This window comes from Phenylobacterium sp. (assembly GCF_022402485.1).
Taxonomy (GTDB): domain Bacteria; phylum Pseudomonadota; class Alphaproteobacteria; order Caulobacterales; family Caulobacteraceae; genus Phenylobacterium.
This window is the reverse complement of the sequence record NZ_JAKRSA010000009.1, coordinates 17,529-35,388: the sequence shown is the minus strand read 5'-3', so window position 1 is coordinate 35,388 and position 17,860 is coordinate 17,529. Positions and strand designations below refer to the sequence as shown.

Sequence of the window (17,860 nt, the reverse complement as noted above, 5' to 3'; positions counted from 1 at the left end):
GCTGGGAGGCAAGTGAGATGAAGGCCCTGACCGCCAACCGCCTGATCGACGGCGATGTCGTGTTCTGGAAGTCCGGCCAGTGGGTCGAGGGCTTTGGGGACGCTGACCTGTTCGACGACCCCGCCGCTGCGGAGGCCGCTGAGGGCCAGGCCAAGTCGCAAGCCACCGTGGTCATCGACCCCTATCTCATCGATCTGATGGAGTCCGACGGTCTCTGGGCGCCGCTCAGCTACCGCGAGCGTATCCGCGCGCTCGGCCCCACCAATCACCCGACCCACGGCAAGCAGGCTGTGGGCGGCGAGGTGATCGAAGCCCTGCTGCATGCCGACGGTGCCGCCCGTTCCAGCGGCCGCGTCAATCTGATCAAGCGTAAGTAAGGAGGCGCGGGGTGTACCAGTACGACTCTGTCGACCAGGAATTCGTCGCCGACCGCTCCCGTGAATTCCGCGAACAGGTGGCGCGGCGTCTGTCGGGGGAGCTGAGCGAGGATCAGTTCAAGGCCCTGCGGCTGATGAACGGTCTCTATCTCCAGCTGCACGCCTACATGCTGCGGATCGCCATTCCCTATGGCTCGCTGAATTCGCGCCAGATGCGCCGCCTGGCGCACATCGGTCGGGTCTATGACCGGGGCTATGGCCACTTCACCACCCGCCAGAATCTTCAGTTCCACTGGATCAAGCTCAGGGACGCCCCCGACATCCTCGACCAGCTGGCCGAGGTGGACATGCACGCCATCCAGACCAGCGGCAACTGCATCCGCAATGTGACGTCTGATCCCTATGCCGGCGCCACGGCTGAGGAGCTGGATGATCCCCGGGTCTGGTCCGAGGCCATCCGCCAGTGGTCGAGCCTGCACCCGGAATTCTCGTTCCTGCCGCGCAAGTTCAAGATCGCCATCACAGCCTCGGCCAAGGACCGCACCGCCGCCAAGGTGCACGACATCGGCCTGATGATCCGCCGCGGCCGCGACGGCCAGCTGGGCTTTGAGGTCATTGTCGGCGGCGGTCTTGGCCGCACCCCCTATGTGGGCCCGACCATCACCGAGTTCCTGCCCGCCAACCGGTTGTTCTCGTACCTGGAGGCGATCCTGCGGGTCTATAACCGCCATGGTCGCCGGGACAATATCTACAAGGCGCGGATCAAGATCCTGGTGGCGGCCCTGGGCGCGGAGGAGTTCGCCCGGCAGGTGGCCGAGGAATGGGCCAAGATCGGCCCGGAGGGCGATCTGCCCGACACCGAACTGGCCCGCATCCGGGGCGCCTTTGCCAAGACCGCCTTCGAGCCTTTGCCGGCGGTGTCGGCGATCTTCGAGGCGGCCAAGGCAGCTGATCCGGCCCTGGCAAGGTTTGCCCGCAACAATCTGCGGCCGCACAAGAAGCCCGGCTACGCCATTGTCGAGGTGTCGCTGAAGGCCATTGGCGAGACTCCGGGCGACGCCACCTCCGACCAGATGGACGTGATCGCTGATCTGGCCGAGCGCTATGGCCAGGACGACATCCGGGTGACCCACGAGCAGAACCTGGTCCTGCCGCATGTGCGCCTGGACGATGTGCCGGCCGTGTTCGCCGGGCTTCAGGCCGCGGGACTGGCCAGCGCCAATGTGAACCTGATCTCCGACATTATCGCCTGCCCGGGGCTGGATTATTGCGCGCTCGCCAATGCCCGGGCCATTCCGGTGGCCCAGCAGATTGCCCAGACCTTCGCTGATCCCGACCGCGCCGAGGCCATTGGCGAGCTGAAGATCAAGATCAGCGGCTGCATCAATGCCTGTGGCCACCACCATGTGGGCCACATCGGCATCCTGGGCGTCGATAAGAAGGGCGAGGAATTCTACCAGCTGACCCTGGGGGGCTCGGGCGCCGAAGACGCTGCGGTGGGCAAGATGCTTGGCCCGGCCCTGCCTTACGACAAGGTGGCCGGCGCCATCGACACCCTGGTCGAGGTCTATCTGCGCGAGCGCAAGGACGGCGAGCGCTTCCTCGATACCTATCGCCGCACCGGCGTCGAACCCTTCAAGGAGGCCGTCTATGCCGACGCTCATTAGGCGACAGGATGACGACCAGTTCAGTCTGGCGGAGGATTCCTTCACCGCTGTGGCCGATGACGCGCCGTTGCCTCCAGGCGATGTGATCGTCTCCTTCACCCGCTTCCAGGCTGAGGGTGACCGCCTGCTGGCTGAGGGTCGCGCCGTGGGTGTGCGCCTTGAGCCCGCCGAAGAGGTTGAGGCCCTGGCCTATGACCTGCCTCGGATCGCGGTGGTGGCCCTGGCTTTCCCCAAATACCGGGACGGTCGGGCCTATACGGCGGCCCATTTGCTGCGCCAGCGGCTGGGCTATGCCGGCGAAGTGCGCGCGGTGGGCGAGGTGCTGCGCGAGCAGGCGGGCTTCATGGTCCGGTGCGGCATTGACTCCTTCGTGCCAGCCGACGGCGCGACGCCGCAGGACTGGGCCCATGCCGTCCATCGGCATCGTCACGTCTATCAGCGGGCCGCTGACCTGCGTGTCCCGGCCTATGTGGAGCGCGAGGGAGGGTGACCATGGCCTATGACCAGACCGATGAGCTCTCCGTCGCCGACCGGCTTGACGGTGAACTGCGCCATGCTGATCCGGCCACCGTTGTCGCCGCCGCCTATCGGGAGTTCGGCGACAGACTGGCCCTGGTGTCGTCCTTTGGGGCGGAGTCGGCGGTGCTGCTGCATCTGGCGGCCCAGGTGAGCCCGGACATCCCGGTTCTGTTCCTGGACACCGGCATGCTGTTTGGCCAGACCCTGGACTATCGACGGAACCTTTCGGCCAGGCTGGGCCTGACCGATGTCCGCGACCTGCGTCCTCACTATCAGGACCTGGCCGTATCAGACCCGCAGGCCAAGCTGTGGGAGACCGACGTGGACGGCTGCTGCCATATCCGCAAGGTCCTGCCCCTGGACCGGGCTCTCGGGGAGTTCGACGCCTGGATCACCGGGCGCAAGCGTTTCCATGGGGGCGATCGGCTGGCCCTGCGGGTCGTGGAAGCCGCGGAGACGCAGACCAAGTTCAACCCCCTGGCCAATTGGGGCAAGGACGACCTAGACGCCTATGTGGTGGCCCACGATCTGCCGCCCCATCCCCTGGTGGCGCAAGGCTTCCCGTCGATCGGCTGCTGGCCCTGCACCTCGCCGGTGGAGGACGGCCAGGATGTTCGGGCCGGCCGCTGGCAGGGTTCGCAAAAGAGCGAATGCGGCATACATGTCGCCCGCGCGCCCGGCGTGTCGCTGATCGGCGGCGGCTCGGGCAATGTCGGCGGCGACATCTGACCGGCGCCTGAATAGAGAAGACCTGGTGATGACTGACGCGACTGTGGCCGCTGTGGCCCCCAAGAAGGCCGGCGCTTTCCACCTGGAAACCGTGACCTGGGTCCAGCATTGGACCGACAGCCTGTTTTCGTTCCGCACGACGCGGGATCCGTCCCTGCGGTTCTCAAGCGGGCAGTTCGTGATGGTGGGCCTGGAAGTGGACGGCAAGCCGCTGTTGCGCGCCTATTCCATCGCCAGCCCCGCCTGGCACGAGGAGCTGGAATTCTATTCCATCAAGGTGCCTGACGGTCCGCTGACCTCTCGCCTGCAGAAGATCCAGGTTGGCGATCAGGTGCTGATCGGCCGCAAGCCCACGGGCACCCTGGTGCTGGACGGGCTGAAGCCTGGCAAGAGGCTCTACATGCTCGGCACCGGCACGGGTCTGGCACCCTGGCTGTCCCTGGCCCGGGACCCTGAGGTCTATGAGCGGTTCGATGAGGCCATCGTCACCCATACGGTGCGCAATGTGGCCGACCTGAACTACCGCGAGCTGTTTGAGACCGATCTGGCCAAGGACGAGATCTTGTCTGAAGTGATTGGCGACAAGCTGCGCTACTACCCCACCGTGACCCGGGAGCCGTTCAAGACGCAGGGCCGGATCACTGACCTGATCGCCTCGGGCAAGCTGTTTGAAGACCTCGGCGTTCCGCCGCTGGATCCCGCCGTGGACCGGCTGATGCTGTGTGGCGGTCCTTCGGTTCTGGCGGACCTCAAGACCCTGCTGGTGGACCGCGGCTTTGAGGAAGGCTCCCTCGCCAAGCCGGGCGACTTCGTCCTGGAAAAGGCCTTCGTCGAGACCTGATCAGGCGACGGCGTCGGCCTATTGGGCTGGAGGGCAGCCCTTGAACTGGCCAACCTTGGTGACCGTCAGTTCCGACAGGTTGAGCGGCATCATCGGCTTCATGGAAGCCCGTCCATGGCCGGTAAAGAGGTCGATCTTCTCACCCTTGATCGCCCCGCCCACATCTGAGGCGTACCAGTAGCCGTCATGGACGCCACCGTCGGGCATGGGCAGGCCGACGGTTTCCTTGATGAACAGGACTGTGCGGCGGGGGATCAGGGTCTTGTCGATGGCGGCCGTGCGCATGGCGACCACCTTACAGCCCAGGGAATCCAGGGCACCGACGCCGACGGCTCCAGCATGATAGAGTGTGGCGCGCAGCCTGTAGGCCGGTGTGCCCGGCAGGCCCCCGGTCATGGCCCCGACAATCAGGTCACCGATCGGATCGCTGATGGGGGCCTCGCTCGAAGCCTGGGCAGAGGTGGCCAGGGCCAAGAGGGGTAGAGCCGCCAGGGCGGCGAGGCGGCGTCGCATGGCGGCGTCATCCTGCGTCGTGAAGCTGGTGTCCTGTCCCTAGCGGCCCTGGCGTCATGGTGCAAGCCGGGCAAATGAGGTCTTCTCGTGGCGCCATGAGTCTAACTGGCTGGGCGCTGAGCAGGGATAAGATATTTCTAGCCTGTGGTTAGGGGCGGAGATTCTAGATGAGCTTGAAGATTTATGGAGACTCCGCCTCGGGCAATTGTCTGAAGGTCAAGTGGACCGCCCAGAGGCTGGGCCTGGACTTTAGCTGGGTCGAGATCGACCTGATGAAGGGCGAGACCCGGACGCCAGAGTTTCTGGCGATCAATCCCGCCGGTCAGGTCCCGGTGGTGGTTCTGGAAGATGGCCGGCCCCTGGCCCAGTCCAACGCCATCCTTTTGCATCTGGCGCAGGGCTCCGACCTGATTCCCGCAGATGCCTATGAGCGCGCCCAGATGCTGGAATGGCTGTTCTGGGAGCAGTACAGCCACGAGCCCTATGTGGCCGTGGCCCGGTTCCGGGTGCGCTATGAGGGCCAGGCTGTCGAGGACCTGGATCCCAAGCTGGTGGCTCGGGGTGCCAGCGCCCTGCAGCGCCTGGAAGATGGCTTGAGCACCGGTCAATTCCTCGTTGGCGATCAGCTCAGTCTCGCTGATGTCGCCCTGGTGGCCTATACCCGGCTGGCCGGCGAGGGCGGTTTCGACCTGTCGCGCTATCCCAAGGTTCAGGCCTGGATCGCGCGGGTGGAGACCGACCTGCCGATCACGTCTTAGGAGCTCCCGCGATGCGCATTGCCACGCTTCCCCTGGTCCTGGCGGCGCTCGCCATCCTGGCTCCCCAAACGGCCCTGGCCTGGGGCGGGCATGGCCACAGGATCATCGGGGTTGCCGCCATGGAGGCCCTGCCCGAGGAGGTGCCTGCTTTCCTCCGAGATCCGTCCACCATCACCCAGATCGGCGAACTGAGCCGTGAGCCAGATCGCTCCAAGGGGGCGGGCCGAATCCATGGCTCCAACCGTGATCCGGCGCACTATGTGGACATTGATGATGCAGGCCTGGTGATGGGCGGTCCGCGTTTCGAGATGCCCATCGCGCCCACCCGCGCCGATTACGAGGCGCAATTGCAGGCGGCCGGGTCTGACAGCTGGAAGGCCGGCTATCTGCATTACGCCATTATCGACCAGTATCAGCAGCTGACCCTGGACTTTGCCTACTGGCGGGTTCTGGTGGCCGCCGAGGCCCGGGAGGCCGACCCTGGCCGCCGGGCCTGGTACGCTGCCGACCGGGCCCTGCGCGAGTCCCTGCTGAAGACCACCATCGGGACCTTGTCGCACTATGTGGCCGACGGCGCGCAGCCCCTGCACACCACCATCCACTTCAATGGCTGGGCCAGTGAGACCAACCCCAAGGGCTACACCACCGAGAAGATCCACAGCCTGTTTGAGGGTGAATTCACCCGCGCCAACGTCAAACTCGCCGACGTAAAGGGGGCGATGGCCCCTCTGCGGCTATGCGACTGCGCCGTGGAAGCTCGGACCGTCGACTACATCCTGTCCACCTTCACCCTGGTGGAGCCGTTCTACGCCCTGGAGAAAGCTGGTGGGTTCGCCCCAGCCGACCCCCGCGGGATCGCCTTCGTCATCCCCCGCACCGGGGCAGGTGCCTCAGAGCTGCGGGACCTTGTGGTCGAGGCCTGGCGCGACAGTGCCGACTCCCAGGTGGGCTGGCGACCGGTGAAGGTGGCTGATGTTGTGTCGGGTGAGGTTGATCCCTTCAACGCCCTGTTCTCCATCGATTGAGCCTGTGGTCGCTGAAGACCGGCGCGGGGTTTGCGTCGGCGGGCGAGACGCCTTAGTGGCAGGCCCACTCACCCCCGACCAGGAGTCCCCATGCCTCAGGCCCAGATCATCGACGGCAAGGTCTATGCTGAGCGCGTCCGCCTGAGTGTGGCCGCGCAGGTGGCTCAGCTGCGGGCCGACCATGGCCTTCAGCCTGGCCTTGCGGTGATCGTCGTTGGCGATGATCCGGCCAGCCAGGTCTATGTGAAGTCCAAGGGGGAACAGTCTCAGGCCGTGGGCATGTATTCCGTGACCCATCGCCTGGCCGGTGACACTGAGCTCGCGGCGCTGCTGGAGCTGATCGAGGCGCTCAATACCGACCCCCGGGTGCACGGCATTCTGTTGCAGCTGCCACTGCCTGGTCACCTGGACACCCGCACCGCGCTCGCAGCCATCCATCCCGACAAGGATGTGGACGGCCTGCATGTGGTCAATGCCGGTCGGCTGGCCAGCGGGGAGCCGGCGCTCACACCCTGCACCCCCCTCGGATGCATGATCATGCTGCGGGAGACCCTGGGGGATCTGACGGGCAAGACCGCCGTGGTGGTGGGACGCTCGGTGCTGGTAGGCCGACCGGTGGCGCAATTACTGCTGCAGGCCGACTGCACGGTGACTATCGCCCACTCTCGGACCCGTGATCTGGCTGCGGTTTGCCGTCAGGCTGATATCCTGGTGGCCGCGGTTGGGCGCCCGCAGATGATCCGCGGGGACTGGATCAAGCCCGGCGCAACGGTCATCGATGTGGGGATCAACCGGGTGCCCTTCGACAACCCTGAAAAGGCCGCAGCCGGCAGGACCAAGCTGGTGGGTGACGTGGCGTTCAAGGAGGCCCGTGAGGTGGCTGGCGCGATTACGCCCGTGCCCGGCGGTGTGGGCCTGATGACGGTGGCCTGTCTGCTGCAGAACACCCTGACCGCCGCCCGGCGCCAGCATGGGCTGGAGCCGTTCGAAGGATAGGGGCGACGCGGCTTGCGCCGCCCCCGTAGGTCTCACTGCGTCCAGTAGGGCTCGGTCTTCAGGAACAGTGACTTCGGCACCGTCCCATAGATGATCTCCACCCCGTCCACCGCCTCGGCGACGGCGAAGTCCACGGCAAGGCTGGAGAGGGAATAGGCGTCGGCTGTGCTCAAGCCGGCGTGGGATCCCAGGAAGGCGACCGTGTTCTCCACCGACTTGCGCATGGCGTTGTCCAGGTCCTCATCGAGGCCCATGACATAGAAGTTCTCGGCGTCCTCGGCGAAGGGCGCGGGCATGGTCGCGCCTTTTCCCTTGTGAACGATGAACTGCAGCGTGGCGGTCAGGGAAGCCTCAAGGGCATTGCCAGAGACTTCCCCGTCCCCCTGAACCGCGTGGGAGTCGCCGGTGTAGAATAGCGCTCCAGGGTTGAAGACCGGCAGATAGAGGGTCGAGCCCACCAGCAGCCGGTTGAGGTCCATATTGCCGCCGAATATGCCCGGCGCGCGGGAACCCACCGAGCCAATGGCCGGATCAGGCGCCACCGCCATAATCCCCATGAAGGGGGCGAGAGGGATCTCGATCTCTGGCGAGAAGAGCGCCACATTGCGCTCCAGATCGAGCTTGATGATCTTCTGGACCTGCTCCTTGAGCAGGCCCTCGACCACGCCGCCGGTGCCGGGGCTGTTCACGCCATAAGGGACGCGGTGCTCCAGGTTGACCACACGGATTTCCAGCATGTCGCCGGGCTCAGCGCCCTCCACATAGATGGGGCCAGTCAGGGCATGACCCCGCCAGCCCGCCCCGGTGCTGGCTGCGGCAATGTCCTTCACGTCCTGCAGCACCTCATCTGCGGGAATTCCGGCCTGGGCAAAGTAGGCCACGGGGTCATCGGTCATGCCCGAATGGGAGACCGTATCGATCCGCACGGTCTGACCCGAAGTAATGCTCAGGACCGGTGACCGGGTGGCCGAGATCGACCCCCGAAGCACCGTTTCCGGGGTTGAGCGAAGATGGGCGTCGGGGGTGGCGCGCAGGGGGATTGGCTCCTGCGCCAGGGCCGGTCCCGCCAGGGCGGCGAGCGCGACGGTAAGGATGGCATGTCTGATCACAGCGCTGAGTCCAATTTGGGGTTCAAGGGGCGACATCTAGAAGGTCATCCGAACGCCGGCCTTGAAGGCGCGGCCGACCAGGTCATAGGGCGAGCCACCGAGGCTGATGGCCACGATCGGCGGGTCCTTGTCGAACAGGTTATCGATGTTGAGATAGGCCTGGATCTGCCGGCCCGGCTGGTCGACGACCTGATACCGGAGGCTGGTGTTCCAGTAGACCGCCTCGGGCCAGACGTTCTTGTTCACGCTGTTGGAGGCGGCCGGGTTGTAGTTCGGGTTCTCAGGTCCCACGAGATTGACGTTGTATTTGATGGGGCTCGTGTAGCGGACCATCAGGTTGGCGGTGACCCGACCCAGGTTGTAGGTCGCCTGGCCGTTCCAGGACCAGGTGGGCACGGTGGCACCGGCGTTATCGGTGTCTCGCACGCCAGCGATCGTCCTCAGGTCGTCAACCCAGGTTCCCAGGGCGCGCAGGGTCAGGTCGCCCGGCACGTTGAGGGTGTCGAGGGGCGCGCGATAGGCCATCTCGATGTCCACCCCGTTGGTCTTCAGGGCGTTGAGATTGAGCTGGGGCACATTGACCCGGGCCACGCCGATCGGGCTGGTGGGGTCCAGATCCACGAACCGGGCAAAGGATTGGTCGCCGCCGACGAGCAGACGGTCGAGGATTTCCTGAACCCCCAGGGTGGCGATCACATCGCGGATTTCGATGTCATAATAATCCACCGAGGCGCGGAAACCCGTGGTCCACCCCCAGGTGGGCTGGAAGACGAGGCCGACCGTCGTGGTGTCGGCGGTCTCCGGGACCAGCTGATCATTGCCCACCGTATTGCTCTTGGTGAAGCCTGAGCGCCCGGTGACCCGGTTCACCACATTGGGGTTGCCCTCCGAGCCGGGATTGAACAGCTCGTTGATGTTGGGGGCTCGGATGTCCCGGGAACGGGTGAACCGCAGACGCAGGGCGTCGACGGGCTCCCAGGTGGCCCCGACCTTCCAGGTGGTGACGGAGCCTGAGGTGGAATAGTTGGTCCGTCGGATGGCGCCGTTCAGATCCAGGCTCTGGGCCAGGGGCAGGTCGCGCAGCAGCGGCACGCCGCCTTCCAGATAGGCTTCCTTGACCTCGATCTCGCCGGTGTAGGTGGGATAGTTCTGGTTCATCAGGGCCCCACGCTTGCAGTCGGGGCAGCCGTTCACGTCGGCCGTGTCCTTGCGCCATTCGAAGCCGGTGGCGATGGCGACGGGGCCGGCCGGCAGTTCCATAATGTCGCCAGCCAGGTTGGCCTGAACGGTGTACTGGCGCAGGTCATTGCTCTGCTGGGAGGCGGAGTTGAAATAGGCCAGGGCGGCCTTGTTCTGCTCCACATTGGCGCCGAAGATATTGTAGGGCACGCAGCCGGGCGACAGGTTGGCGATCCACTTGGCGCGCTCATCCGGTCGCTGAGCAAGGTAGTGCGGGTTAGTGGCCACCGGGCCGCAGGCCGGTTTGCCGTCCGGCCCCGTCACCACATAGGCGGCGGCAAAGAAGTCGGCGGTGCGCGGCGTGCCGCTGAGGTTGGGATTGAAGGTTGCCCGACCCAGCCCCAGTCCGACGTCCCAGCTCCAGTCGCCGAAGATTTCCCCATCCAGACCAAAGTCGGCTTGCAGGCTTTCCGTGCGGTTCCTGGAGCGGATCGAGCCCACGTCGTCGCGGCGGGTGGCGCTGTAGGGGATGCGGTCGACCCCGGCGGTCCGCATGGCCGCCACCACGGAGGCTGGCAGGAAGGGGTTGGAGATCAGGACGGGATAGTTGTTGTAGTTGGGAATCCGCGCACCGAACGACTGACCATAGGTCAGCAGGTTGCCGTAGTGCAGCTGCGCAAAGGCATCGATTCCGGGGGTGAGTTCATACTCGACCCTGGCCAGGGCAGCGCTGCGGTCATAGGCCGGACGCAGGCGCTGGTCAGGATTCTCCCAGCTGTCGACGGTGCCGCCGATCATCTCGGTGTTCCCGATGATCGAGCCGTACTGGTACTGGAAGACGCCGCCATCGGCGTTCCAGGCTGTGCCCCGCAGGGGTCCCGAGGGCACCAGGCCGTTGGAGTTGTAGGCTGAGGTGAAGACGTTGTTGGAGATGATGGTGGCGGGCAGGCCGGCCGGGCGGTTGGCGGGGAGGGACAGGACGCCAGGATAGCTTTCCCCCCATTCCCGAGAGTCCATCAGACCCGAACCGTTGTTCAGGGTGAAGTCGCCGCCGATGATGAAATGGCCGCGGCCATCGGCGAAGGAGGTTCCATAGGCGGTGGCACCATTGACCTCGACATTGTCCCCCTGCTGGGACACGCCGTAATGCAGATTGATGTCGAGCCCCTCCATCCGGTTGCGCAGGATGAAGTTGACCACCCCGGCCACGGCGTCAGAGCCGTAGGCCGCCGAAGCGCCGCCGGTGACGATCTCCACCCGCTCAATGAGGCTTGTGGGAATGAGGTTGGTGTCGAACAGGCCAGTCTGGCCGTCGGGCACATGGCGGCGACCGTTCATCATCACCAGCGTCCGCTGGCTGCCCAGGCCGCGCAGGTCGAGATTGGCCTTGGAGGCGTTCTGGGCGCCTGTGGAGTTCACGCTGGGGCCGCTGGAGCCCCGGAAGCTCGGAATGTCTCGCACGATCTCGAAGACGCTGGCGGAGGCCCGCTGCTCGATCTCTGCGGCACCGACGGTGGTCACCGGGGTGGGCGCCTGGAAGCCGCTCACCTGAAGGCGGGAACCCGTCACGACGACCTCTCCGACCTCGATCTCGCCGGCCGGTGTGGCCTCGAGGGGCGCAGCGGGCGCCGTGGTCGGCATGGGGGCGGCAGCCCCCTGCCAGGCCGTACGGATCAGGGAGGTGGGCGCAGGACCCAGGGTGATGGTGCGGCCATCATCGGCCACCACCACGAGGTTGGTCCCGGCGAGCAGCCCCTCCAGGGCCTGTCGAACCGGCAGGTCGCCCTGCACGGTACGGGTCTGCTTGTTGCGGACTTGGTCGGCGGCGACGAGGATCTGCACACCGGCCTGGCGGGCGAACTCGGCTATGCCCGACGAGGCGGGCTGGGCGGCCACCTGAAACGGCTGGACCTGGGCCCAGACCGGGGCCGCCGTCATCATCGCGCCCACAGCGGCTGCGCCGAACAACCGACGCCGCCACACGCCCATGATCTTGGAACTGGTGCTCATACTATCCCCCATCTCTCGAGCCGGCTCCATCCGGCGTCATGGGGGAGGACGAGGGGGGGTGAACAATCCGGGGCCGCCGGAGGCTCACCTTGGGGCATCCGTCGATATCGCTCGAAAATTAGTCAGATATGTCCGGGTGCCGACGGGTTCAGCGGCGCCGGAGGCGCAGTTCCTCGCCGACCCGGTAGGACTCTGCGCCGGTGAGACTGGTCACGGACGCCACAAAAGACTCCGGATCACCGGTTCGGAACAGCCCTACGAGCCGTTCCTGCCGCAGCTCCGGGTCCTCCACCACAATTTTCAGGGTGTTGTAGCGATTGAACTCACGGGCGGCCTCGGCGAGGGTCTCGCCGTCCAGGACGACTTCTCCCTGGCGCCAGGCGAGGCTTCGCCGGATGGCAGCATGATCGGGCCTTACAACAAGGGGGCCGGCCTCACCGCTGAGGGTCAAGCGGTGTCCCGCGCTCACCACAGCCCGTTCATTGCTGGCGGTGACCCACGCCTCGACCGTGCCTTCGGTAACCTGCAGATCTGTCCTGTCGCCAAGCCGCCTGACGCTGAAGGCCGTCCCCAGGGCCTGGAACTGGGCTTTGCCGGCCTGGACTCGGAACGGTCGTTCGGTCTCCTGCGCCACGTCGAACCAGGCCTCGCCGTTCAGGAGCTCCACCCTTCGCTGGCGCGCGGTCAGTCGGATTTTAAGGTCGGTGCTGGTGTTCAAGACCACCTGGGTGCCATCGGCCAGGGGGGCCCGGCGGATTTCCCCAAGACCCGTACTCTGTCGCGTCTCACCGAGGTTCATCATCACAACGGCGCCGCCGGCGGCAGCGACTGCGCTAGCGCCACCCCAGGCCAGCAAAGCCCGACGGGGGATCGTATGGACCGTGATGATGGGCTCGAGTTCAGATGGGGGCAGCGCCCGCGCCCGGTCGACTAGGCTGAGCGCAGCCTGGGCTCGAAGATAGGCGCCGGCGCGACGGGGATCACCAGCCAGCCATGCATTGAGTCCCGGGTCAGCTTCTGCAGAAGGATCACGCCCATCGGTCTTGACCGCCCAAAGGGCGGCCTCGTCATCAATCTCTCTGGCGACTTGACCCTTTGACATCAGACTGCGTGCGGCTAGCCGCCTCTTTCCCTCCGTCGTCCTCGGTCAGGGCACTCAGGATGAGGCGCAGTCCGCGCGCCGCCTGGGCCTCAACCACATTCTCGGTCACGCCGAGCCGCCGAGCGATCTCCCGCTGAGACAGCCCATCCACCCGGCGCAGCATGAATATCGTTCTGCATCGCTCCGGCAAAGCCTGGATCACGGCCTGGACCCGGCGCAGTTCCAGCCGACTGGCCACGATCCGCTCAGCGGAGGGTTCATGATCTAGGACGTTCAGCAGCGCCAATTCCGTCGGGCGGGCGATTGAGATCACGCGGGCCTGTCGCAGTTTGTCTGTCACGACACTGCGGATCGTCTGGAAAAGGTAGGCGCGGCCATTCTGAATATGATCGATGCTCACCAGCGCAGCGATGCGGCAATAGGCATCCTGAACGATGTCGTCGATCTCATCGCGTTTCCATCCGGCACGGCTCAGCCATCGGCGCACATCGCCCTCGTGGGGCAGGATCTGCGCGCCGACCCAGGCCACGAACTTTTCGCGGGCTTCGGCCATGCTGGTTTCCGCTGGGGGCGCAAAGTGCGCTGACCATCAGGATCAAGGGTCCAGCGGCCGTGGGCCTTATCAAGCTGCAGGCGGAACTCGGAAGGGGGTTCAGGGCCAAGCTGACTTCAAGCCGCCCAATCCGGGCGAACCTTGCGCACCCGTCTGCACAGTCGTCAGGCGAAGGTCGCAAGTCGCCGTTTGCCTGGAATACACGCCTTGAGGGCGATTACTAGAGATACCGTTTTGGGTTGCGCGAAAGGTGCAGCGGCGGTCGCGACCTCAGGGGTTAGGCCGCCCCTCCCGATTAGACCAGTCGACGACGGACTCCAGGACCTGGCCCACCGCAGAGTCGTAGGCAGCGACGATCTGTCCGACCCGATTATCTGAGGCCCTGACCTGAGCTTCGAAGATTTCCTCGGCCACCTGAGTGCGGTCGTCTCGGGCTGTCAGGGTCGCGCGCACACGCACGACGACCACAGGGGCTGTAGCCTTGCCTGGATCATAGACCGTCTCAAACCGGCGAACATCCAGCCGCAGAAGGCTTGAGGCCGGGCGGACTTCGCTCCGGGTGATCAGCCGGGCAGGGCCTGAATTACGATCAAAGGCCTGGGCCAGGGCTTCATCGAACAGGATGCTGGCCGGGGCCACCCACCGGGCGCCTGCCACATAGGCGGCCTGGCTGCCGGTGAGGGTCAGGATCTGGTCGCCGCTGGACGCCCTGGGGAAGCTGGAGCCCGACAGCACCACGCCGACGCTGCCTTCGGTCCGCGCAGCAGCTGAGGCGTCGGCCACACCTCCGCCGAAGCGATAGAGCTGCGCAGGTTTTGTCTCCGGGATCAGCGTGACGCAGGCCGACAGGCCAAGGGCGAGACCGGTGATAACCAGGGTGCGCACAAACGTGATCATGGCTGGATTTCCATTTCCTTGGCCGGTGCCTTGCCCACCACGCCGCGGGGATTGGCATTGACCTCGTTGGTCAGGCGCGAAAGGGACTCTGCAGCCTCCTCCAGGGTTTCGGCTGCGCGGGCCACCTGGGGCAGGCCATAGGTGGCAAAGTCCGAGGTGGGGCCTTCAAGGGCCGCCAGCATCCGCCGCAGGTCGGCGGCGGCGGACTCGGTTTCTGTGGCGGCTTCACTCAGGCTCGCCATGGCCGCGCGGCCATCGGTATCGACAATGTCGCGGGTGGAGGCCGCCAGGGCTCTGGCTTCCTTGGCGGCTTCGCCGATGTTCTGCAGAGCGACCTGGGCGTCGGCGATGATCGCCTTGCGTTCGCGCAGTTCAGCCGTCACCGCCTGGGCATCGGAAATGGCCGCCCCCAGGGTCACAATATTCTCGTCGGACAGGACGCGATTGACCCGGTCCAGGGCCTCCACCGTGCGCGACAGGACCGTTCCACCCCCTTCCAAGAGGTCCGCCAGCGCGCTGCGCTGACTTTGGATCACGGGCACCTCACCCTCGGGTGCGGCCTCCTTCAGCAGGGGCCTCGTCGAGGTGCCGGCTGAGATCTGCACATAGTTCAGGCCCGTGATGCCCTGGGGTTCCAGGGTGGCGAAGGAGTCCACCCGGATCGGCACATCGGAATTCACCCGCACCCGCGAGATCACCCGGCTGGGATTTGTCCGGTCGAGCGAGATATCCGTGACCTCGCCAACCTTGATGCCGTTGAAATGCACCTCGCCACCCTGGGTCAGGCCTCGAACAGGCCCCTGGAACAGGATGTCGTAGACATCATAGTCCCGGGCAAAGGCCACACGCGCCAGCCAGATGCTGAAGATCACCAGCCCGACAAACAGGATCAGGGTCGAGAGGCCCACCAGGGCGTAATTGGCGTTCTTTTCCATGGTCAGGCGAGGCTCCCCTGGGCGGTGGCTTTCGCCGCAGCGCGGCCCCGAGGCCCCAGGAAGTATTCCCGGATCCACGGGTGATCAGATGTTTCCAGTTCGGCGACCGGGGCCTCGGCCACCACCTTGCGGTCGGCGATCACCGCCACCCGATCGGTGATCGTGTAAAGGCTGTCGAGGTCGTGGGTGATCATGAACACGGTCAGGTGAAGGCTCTCGGACAGATCATGGATCAGTTCGTCGAAGGCACCGGCCCCGATCGGGTCAAGGCCGGCGGTCGGCTCGTCCAGAAACAGCAGCTCGGGATCCAGCGCCAGGGCCCGGGCCAGCGCCGCCCGCTTACGCATGCCGCCGGAAAGCTCGGACGGTTTGAGGGCCCCGGCATCGGGGCGCAGGCCGACCAGGGCGATCTTGAGGTCGGCCAACTCTTCCATCTCCTGCGGCGACAGCCGGGTGTGCTCGCGCATGGGCGCCTCGATGTTTTCCCGCACGGTCAGGTTGGAGAATAAGGCACCGTGCTGGAAAAGAACGCCCCAGCGGCGTTCCAGTCCCCCGGACTCCCGGGTCCGGGCGACATCTTGGCCATAGACCTTGACGATCCCAGCCTCGGGGACCTTCAGACCGATGATCGAGTTCAGCAGCACCGACTTGCCAGACCCTGACCCGCCAACCACCGCGACGATTTCACCCCGACGGACGTTCAGGTGCAGATCCTCGTGGACCACATGATCGCCGAACTGTGATCGCAGGCCCTCGACCTCGATCACATAGTCCTCTGCCGGCTCGGCGGGAGAGGCGAAGCTTGGGGTGAGGGGACTTGGACCGGTCAAATGTCCAGCTCCATATAGAGCAGGGCGAAGGCCGCATCGATCATGATGATGGCGAAGATGGCGTGCACCACCGCGGCGGTCACCCGTCGGCCCAGGGACTCCACGTCACCGCCGACCTCCATGCCCTGCCGACAGCCGATCCCGGCGATGACGATCGCCATGATCGGGGCCTTGGACATGCCCACCCAGAAATGGGTAGGGCCCACATATTCCAGGATCCGCTGGAAGAAGAAGCTCGGCCCAATATCCAGCACGGTCCAGGTGATGGCCAGACCGCCGCAGAGCCCGGCCAGGGTGGCCACGAAGGTCAACAGAGGAATGGTGATCAACAGGGCCATGAAGCGGGGAAAGACCAGGGCTTCGAAGGGATCAACGCCCATGACCTTCATGGCGTCGACTTCCTGGTTCATCTTCATCGAGCCGATCTCGGCGGCGAAGGATGAGGCCGAGCGTCCAGCCAGCAGGATGGCGGTGATGAGGATGTTGAACTCCCGCAGCACCGCAACGCCAATCAGCTCGACGGCAAACACCTGGGCGCCAAACTCCCGGAGCATGTTGGCGCCCAGCAGGCCCACCACAGCGCCAATAAAGAAGGAGGTCAGGGCGACAATGGGGATGGCGTCCAGTCCGGCGCGCTCGGCCAGGGAGAACACCGACGCCCAGCGGATCCGGAAGGGATTGATCAGGCTCTTGGCCAGAACGATCAGCAGGTGACCGGCAAATACCAGGGTGTCGAAGGCGTCATAGCCGGTGCCGACCACCCCCTTGCCGATCCGCACGGTCATCTCGTGCCAACCGCGGGGCTCTTCCTTCGGCACCTCTCGTTTTGCCGCCGCCCTGGCCACAAGCTCGATCAGCCTCTGGCTTTCTGGCCGGGCCTCGACCCTCGCAAGGTCCAGGGTGCCCCCGGCAGCCCGGATCAGCGCAAAGGCACCTGCGGTGTCCATCCGGCCCACATCGGTCAGATCGTAATGCTGTACCGGGGCGCTGCGGAGCGCGGCCGACAGGCGCCGACCTTCCCGGTCGACCGCATTCAGGGTCCAGTCGCCGGTCAACTTCACCGTGCGCACGTCCCCCTCGCCAACGAGTTCGAACGCAGCGGGCAGGTCACCGGTGGGGGAAACCTTGGAAATGGTGCGGCTCCAAACTCATGGCGGACTCGACAGGGGCCGCCCCGCCAATCTTAGCAGAGCCGGGGGTTCGGTCGGAACGCCTTATGGCGACGGTTGTTCCTGAGCACGCGAAAGTGCTGAAATTCACGAGCTTGGCTGTGAATGGCGTCTCGCTTTCGCCCAATTCGACCGTGTAGAGAGGGGTCTGTCGGCGGCTTGATCGCCGATCCCTTGAAAATGCGTAGACTAGGCTGGGAGCGTTGTGTTGGCCCGCCAACTGGATTTCGTCGGCAAGACCGGCGCCACTTACCGTTATACCGCCCTGGAGAATGACCGCATTCCGCCTATGGCGGGGGCAAATTATGTCATCTCCGACACCGGTCCAGAGGCCGAGACACGGCTCATCTATGCCGGTGAGACGGAAAACGTGATGGGCACCGATCTGATCGCCCGTCTCAGCGACGTGCGGCGGCGGTGGCCGTCGGCTGAACTGCTTCTGCGTCTGAATGTGCGACGTGCTGTGCGGCTGGCCGAACGGGACGATCTGGTGGCCGCCCATCTGCCGCCGTTGAACGATCCCCCGGAGACGGCGCACACACCGGAAGAGCGAGCGTCACCAGGGGCCTGAGCCCTGGCCGGTGCCGGCTTTAGGGGGCTCCGATGGCCTTGAAGCGATCAGGGGGTCTGCCCGCTGCCTCTGCAGGCCCG

General features: G+C 65.5%; 18 protein-coding genes. 9 read left to right on the top strand and 9 right to left on the bottom strand.

The window, feature by feature from the left end:
* Nucleotides 1-17 precede the first annotated feature (17 nt).
* The 5 genes from MH112_RS01440 to MH112_RS01420 are packed head-to-tail and all read left to right on the top strand — an operon-like array spanning nt 18 to nt 4,133.
* Nucleotides 18-377: a DUF2849 domain-containing protein gene (locus tag MH112_RS01440; protein ID WP_296562939.1), complete on the top strand. Its 360-nt coding sequence runs from the start codon at nt 18-20 to the stop codon at nt 375-377.
* 11 nt (nt 378-388) lie between these two features.
* Entirely contained in the window at nt 389-2,044 is a 1,656-nt protein-coding gene (locus MH112_RS01435; RefSeq protein WP_296562937.1) for a nitrite/sulfite reductase, read from the top strand.
* Nucleotides 2,028-2,534: a DUF934 domain-containing protein gene (locus MH112_RS01430; RefSeq protein ID WP_296562934.1), complete on the top strand. Its 507-nt coding sequence runs from the start codon at nt 2,028-2,030 to the stop codon at nt 2,532-2,534. The genes MH112_RS01435 and MH112_RS01430 overlap by 17 nt, the downstream gene beginning before the upstream one ends.
* Before the next feature lie 2 nt (nt 2,535-2,536).
* Nucleotides 2,537-3,292, top strand: coding sequence for a phosphoadenylyl-sulfate reductase (locus MH112_RS01425; protein ID WP_296562932.1), 756 nt, complete (start codon nt 2,537-2,539; stop codon nt 3,290-3,292).
* A 28-nt stretch (nt 3,293-3,320) separates the two neighbouring features.
* Nucleotides 3,321-4,133: a ferredoxin--NADP reductase gene (locus tag MH112_RS01420; protein WP_296562931.1), complete on the top strand. Its 813-nt coding sequence runs from the start codon at nt 3,321-3,323 to the stop codon at nt 4,131-4,133.
* A gap of 18 nt (nt 4,134-4,151) precedes the next feature.
* Here MH112_RS01420 and MH112_RS01415 read toward each other — a convergent pair whose 3' ends face one another.
* A complete protein-coding gene (locus MH112_RS01415) occupies nt 4,152-4,646 on the bottom strand; it encodes a 3D domain-containing protein (protein ID WP_296562929.1) in 495 nt (164 codons plus the stop codon).
* 167 nt (nt 4,647-4,813) lie between these two features.
* On the opposite strand from MH112_RS01415, the gene MH112_RS01410 reads away from it, so the two are divergent.
* The 3 genes from MH112_RS01410 to folD all read left to right on the top strand — a co-directional run bounded on the left by MH112_RS01410 (nt 4,814) and on the right by folD (nt 7,425).
* Complete coding sequence (locus MH112_RS01410; RefSeq protein WP_296562927.1) at nt 4,814-5,404, top strand: glutathione S-transferase family protein; 591 nt, start codon at nt 4,814-4,816, stop codon at nt 5,402-5,404.
* A gap of 11 nt (nt 5,405-5,415) precedes the next feature.
* Complete coding sequence (locus tag MH112_RS01405) at nt 5,416-6,429, top strand: S1/P1 Nuclease (protein ID WP_296562925.1); 1,014 nt, start codon at nt 5,416-5,418, stop codon at nt 6,427-6,429.
* A 90-nt stretch (nt 6,430-6,519) separates the two neighbouring features.
* Nucleotides 6,520-7,425: a bifunctional methylenetetrahydrofolate dehydrogenase/methenyltetrahydrofolate cyclohydrolase FolD gene (gene folD, locus MH112_RS01400; protein WP_296562924.1), complete on the top strand. Its 906-nt coding sequence runs from the start codon at nt 6,520-6,522 to the stop codon at nt 7,423-7,425.
* A gap of 32 nt (nt 7,426-7,457) precedes the next feature.
* On the opposite strand, the gene MH112_RS01395 is transcribed toward folD, so the two are convergent.
* The 8 genes from MH112_RS01395 to MH112_RS01360 form a co-directional block, all read right to left on the bottom strand.
* Nucleotides 7,458-8,534, bottom strand: coding sequence for an acetamidase/formamidase family protein (locus MH112_RS01395; RefSeq protein ID WP_296562923.1), 1,077 nt, complete (start codon nt 8,532-8,534; stop codon nt 7,458-7,460).
* A gap of 36 nt (nt 8,535-8,570) precedes the next feature.
* Nucleotides 8,571-11,723 (bottom strand): TonB-dependent receptor, encoded by a 3,153-nt coding sequence (locus tag MH112_RS01390; protein WP_296562922.1) that lies wholly within the window; start codon nt 11,721-11,723, stop codon nt 8,571-8,573.
* A 148-nt stretch (nt 11,724-11,871) separates the two neighbouring features.
* Nucleotides 11,872-12,825, bottom strand: coding sequence for a FecR domain-containing protein (locus MH112_RS01385; RefSeq protein WP_296562921.1), 954 nt, complete (start codon nt 12,823-12,825; stop codon nt 11,872-11,874).
* Nucleotides 12,794-13,378, bottom strand: coding sequence for an RNA polymerase sigma factor (locus MH112_RS01380; RefSeq protein ID WP_296562920.1), 585 nt, complete (start codon nt 13,376-13,378; stop codon nt 12,794-12,796). The genes MH112_RS01385 and MH112_RS01380 overlap by 32 nt, the downstream gene beginning before the upstream one ends.
* 270 nt (nt 13,379-13,648) lie before the next feature.
* The gene (locus MH112_RS01375) at nt 13,649-14,275 is read right to left on the bottom strand and encodes an ABC-type transport auxiliary lipoprotein family protein (protein ID WP_296562919.1); all 627 of its coding nucleotides are present in this window, start codon (nt 14,273-14,275) and stop codon (nt 13,649-13,651) included.
* Nucleotides 14,272-15,210 (bottom strand): MlaD family protein, encoded by a 939-nt coding sequence (locus MH112_RS01370; RefSeq protein WP_296562918.1) that lies wholly within the window; start codon nt 15,208-15,210, stop codon nt 14,272-14,274. The genes MH112_RS01375 and MH112_RS01370 overlap by 4 nt, the downstream gene beginning before the upstream one ends.
* 2 nt (nt 15,211-15,212) lie before the next feature.
* Nucleotides 15,213-16,040 (bottom strand): ATP-binding cassette domain-containing protein, encoded by an 828-nt coding sequence (locus tag MH112_RS01365; RefSeq protein ID WP_296562917.1) that lies wholly within the window; start codon nt 16,038-16,040, stop codon nt 15,213-15,215.
* Complete coding sequence (locus MH112_RS01360; protein WP_296562916.1) at nt 16,037-17,110, bottom strand: ABC transporter permease; 1,074 nt, start codon at nt 17,108-17,110, stop codon at nt 16,037-16,039. The genes MH112_RS01365 and MH112_RS01360 overlap by 4 nt, the downstream gene beginning before the upstream one ends.
* 307 nt (nt 17,111-17,417) lie before the next feature.
* On the opposite strand from MH112_RS01360, the gene MH112_RS01355 reads away from it, so the two are divergent.
* Complete coding sequence (locus MH112_RS01355) at nt 17,418-17,780, top strand: hypothetical protein (protein WP_296562915.1); 363 nt, start codon at nt 17,418-17,420, stop codon at nt 17,778-17,780.
* Nucleotides 17,781-17,860 lie beyond the last annotated feature (80 nt).

Excerpts from the sequence above, each read along its gene's own strand:
- MH112_RS01440 (WP_296562939.1), top strand. The coding sequence starts at position 18 with ATGAAGGCCCTGACCGCCAACCGCCTGATCGACGGCGATGTCGTGTTC.
- MH112_RS01430 (WP_296562934.1), top strand. The coding sequence starts at position 2,028 with ATGCCGACGCTCATTAGGCGACAGGATGACGACCAGTTCAGTCTGGCG.
- MH112_RS01425 (WP_296562932.1), top strand. The coding sequence starts at position 2,537 with ATGGCCTATGACCAGACCGATGAGCTCTCCGTCGCCGACCGGCTTGAC.
- MH112_RS01420 (WP_296562931.1), top strand. The coding sequence starts at position 3,321 with ATGACTGACGCGACTGTGGCCGCTGTGGCCCCCAAGAAGGCCGGCGCT.
- MH112_RS01415 (WP_296562929.1), bottom strand. The coding sequence starts at position 4,646 with ATGCGACGCCGCCTCGCCGCCCTGGCGGCTCTACCCCTCTTGGCCCTG.
- MH112_RS01410 (WP_296562927.1), top strand. The coding sequence starts at position 4,814 with ATGAGCTTGAAGATTTATGGAGACTCCGCCTCGGGCAATTGTCTGAAG.
- MH112_RS01405 (WP_296562925.1), top strand. The coding sequence starts at position 5,416 with ATGCGCATTGCCACGCTTCCCCTGGTCCTGGCGGCGCTCGCCATCCTG.
- folD (WP_296562924.1), top strand. The coding sequence starts at position 6,520 with ATGCCTCAGGCCCAGATCATCGACGGCAAGGTCTATGCTGAGCGCGTC.
- MH112_RS01390 (WP_296562922.1), bottom strand. The coding sequence starts at position 11,723 with ATGAGCACCAGTTCCAAGATCATGGGCGTGTGGCGGCGTCGGTTGTTC.
- MH112_RS01385 (WP_296562921.1), bottom strand. The coding sequence starts at position 12,825 with ATGTCAAAGGGTCAAGTCGCCAGAGAGATTGATGACGAGGCCGCCCTT.
- MH112_RS01380 (WP_296562920.1), bottom strand. The coding sequence starts at position 13,378 with ATGGCCGAAGCCCGCGAAAAGTTCGTGGCCTGGGTCGGCGCGCAGATC.
- MH112_RS01375 (WP_296562919.1), bottom strand. The coding sequence starts at position 14,275 with ATGATCACGTTTGTGCGCACCCTGGTTATCACCGGTCTCGCCCTTGGC.
- MH112_RS01370 (WP_296562918.1), bottom strand. The coding sequence starts at position 15,210 with ATGGAAAAGAACGCCAATTACGCCCTGGTGGGCCTCTCGACCCTGATC.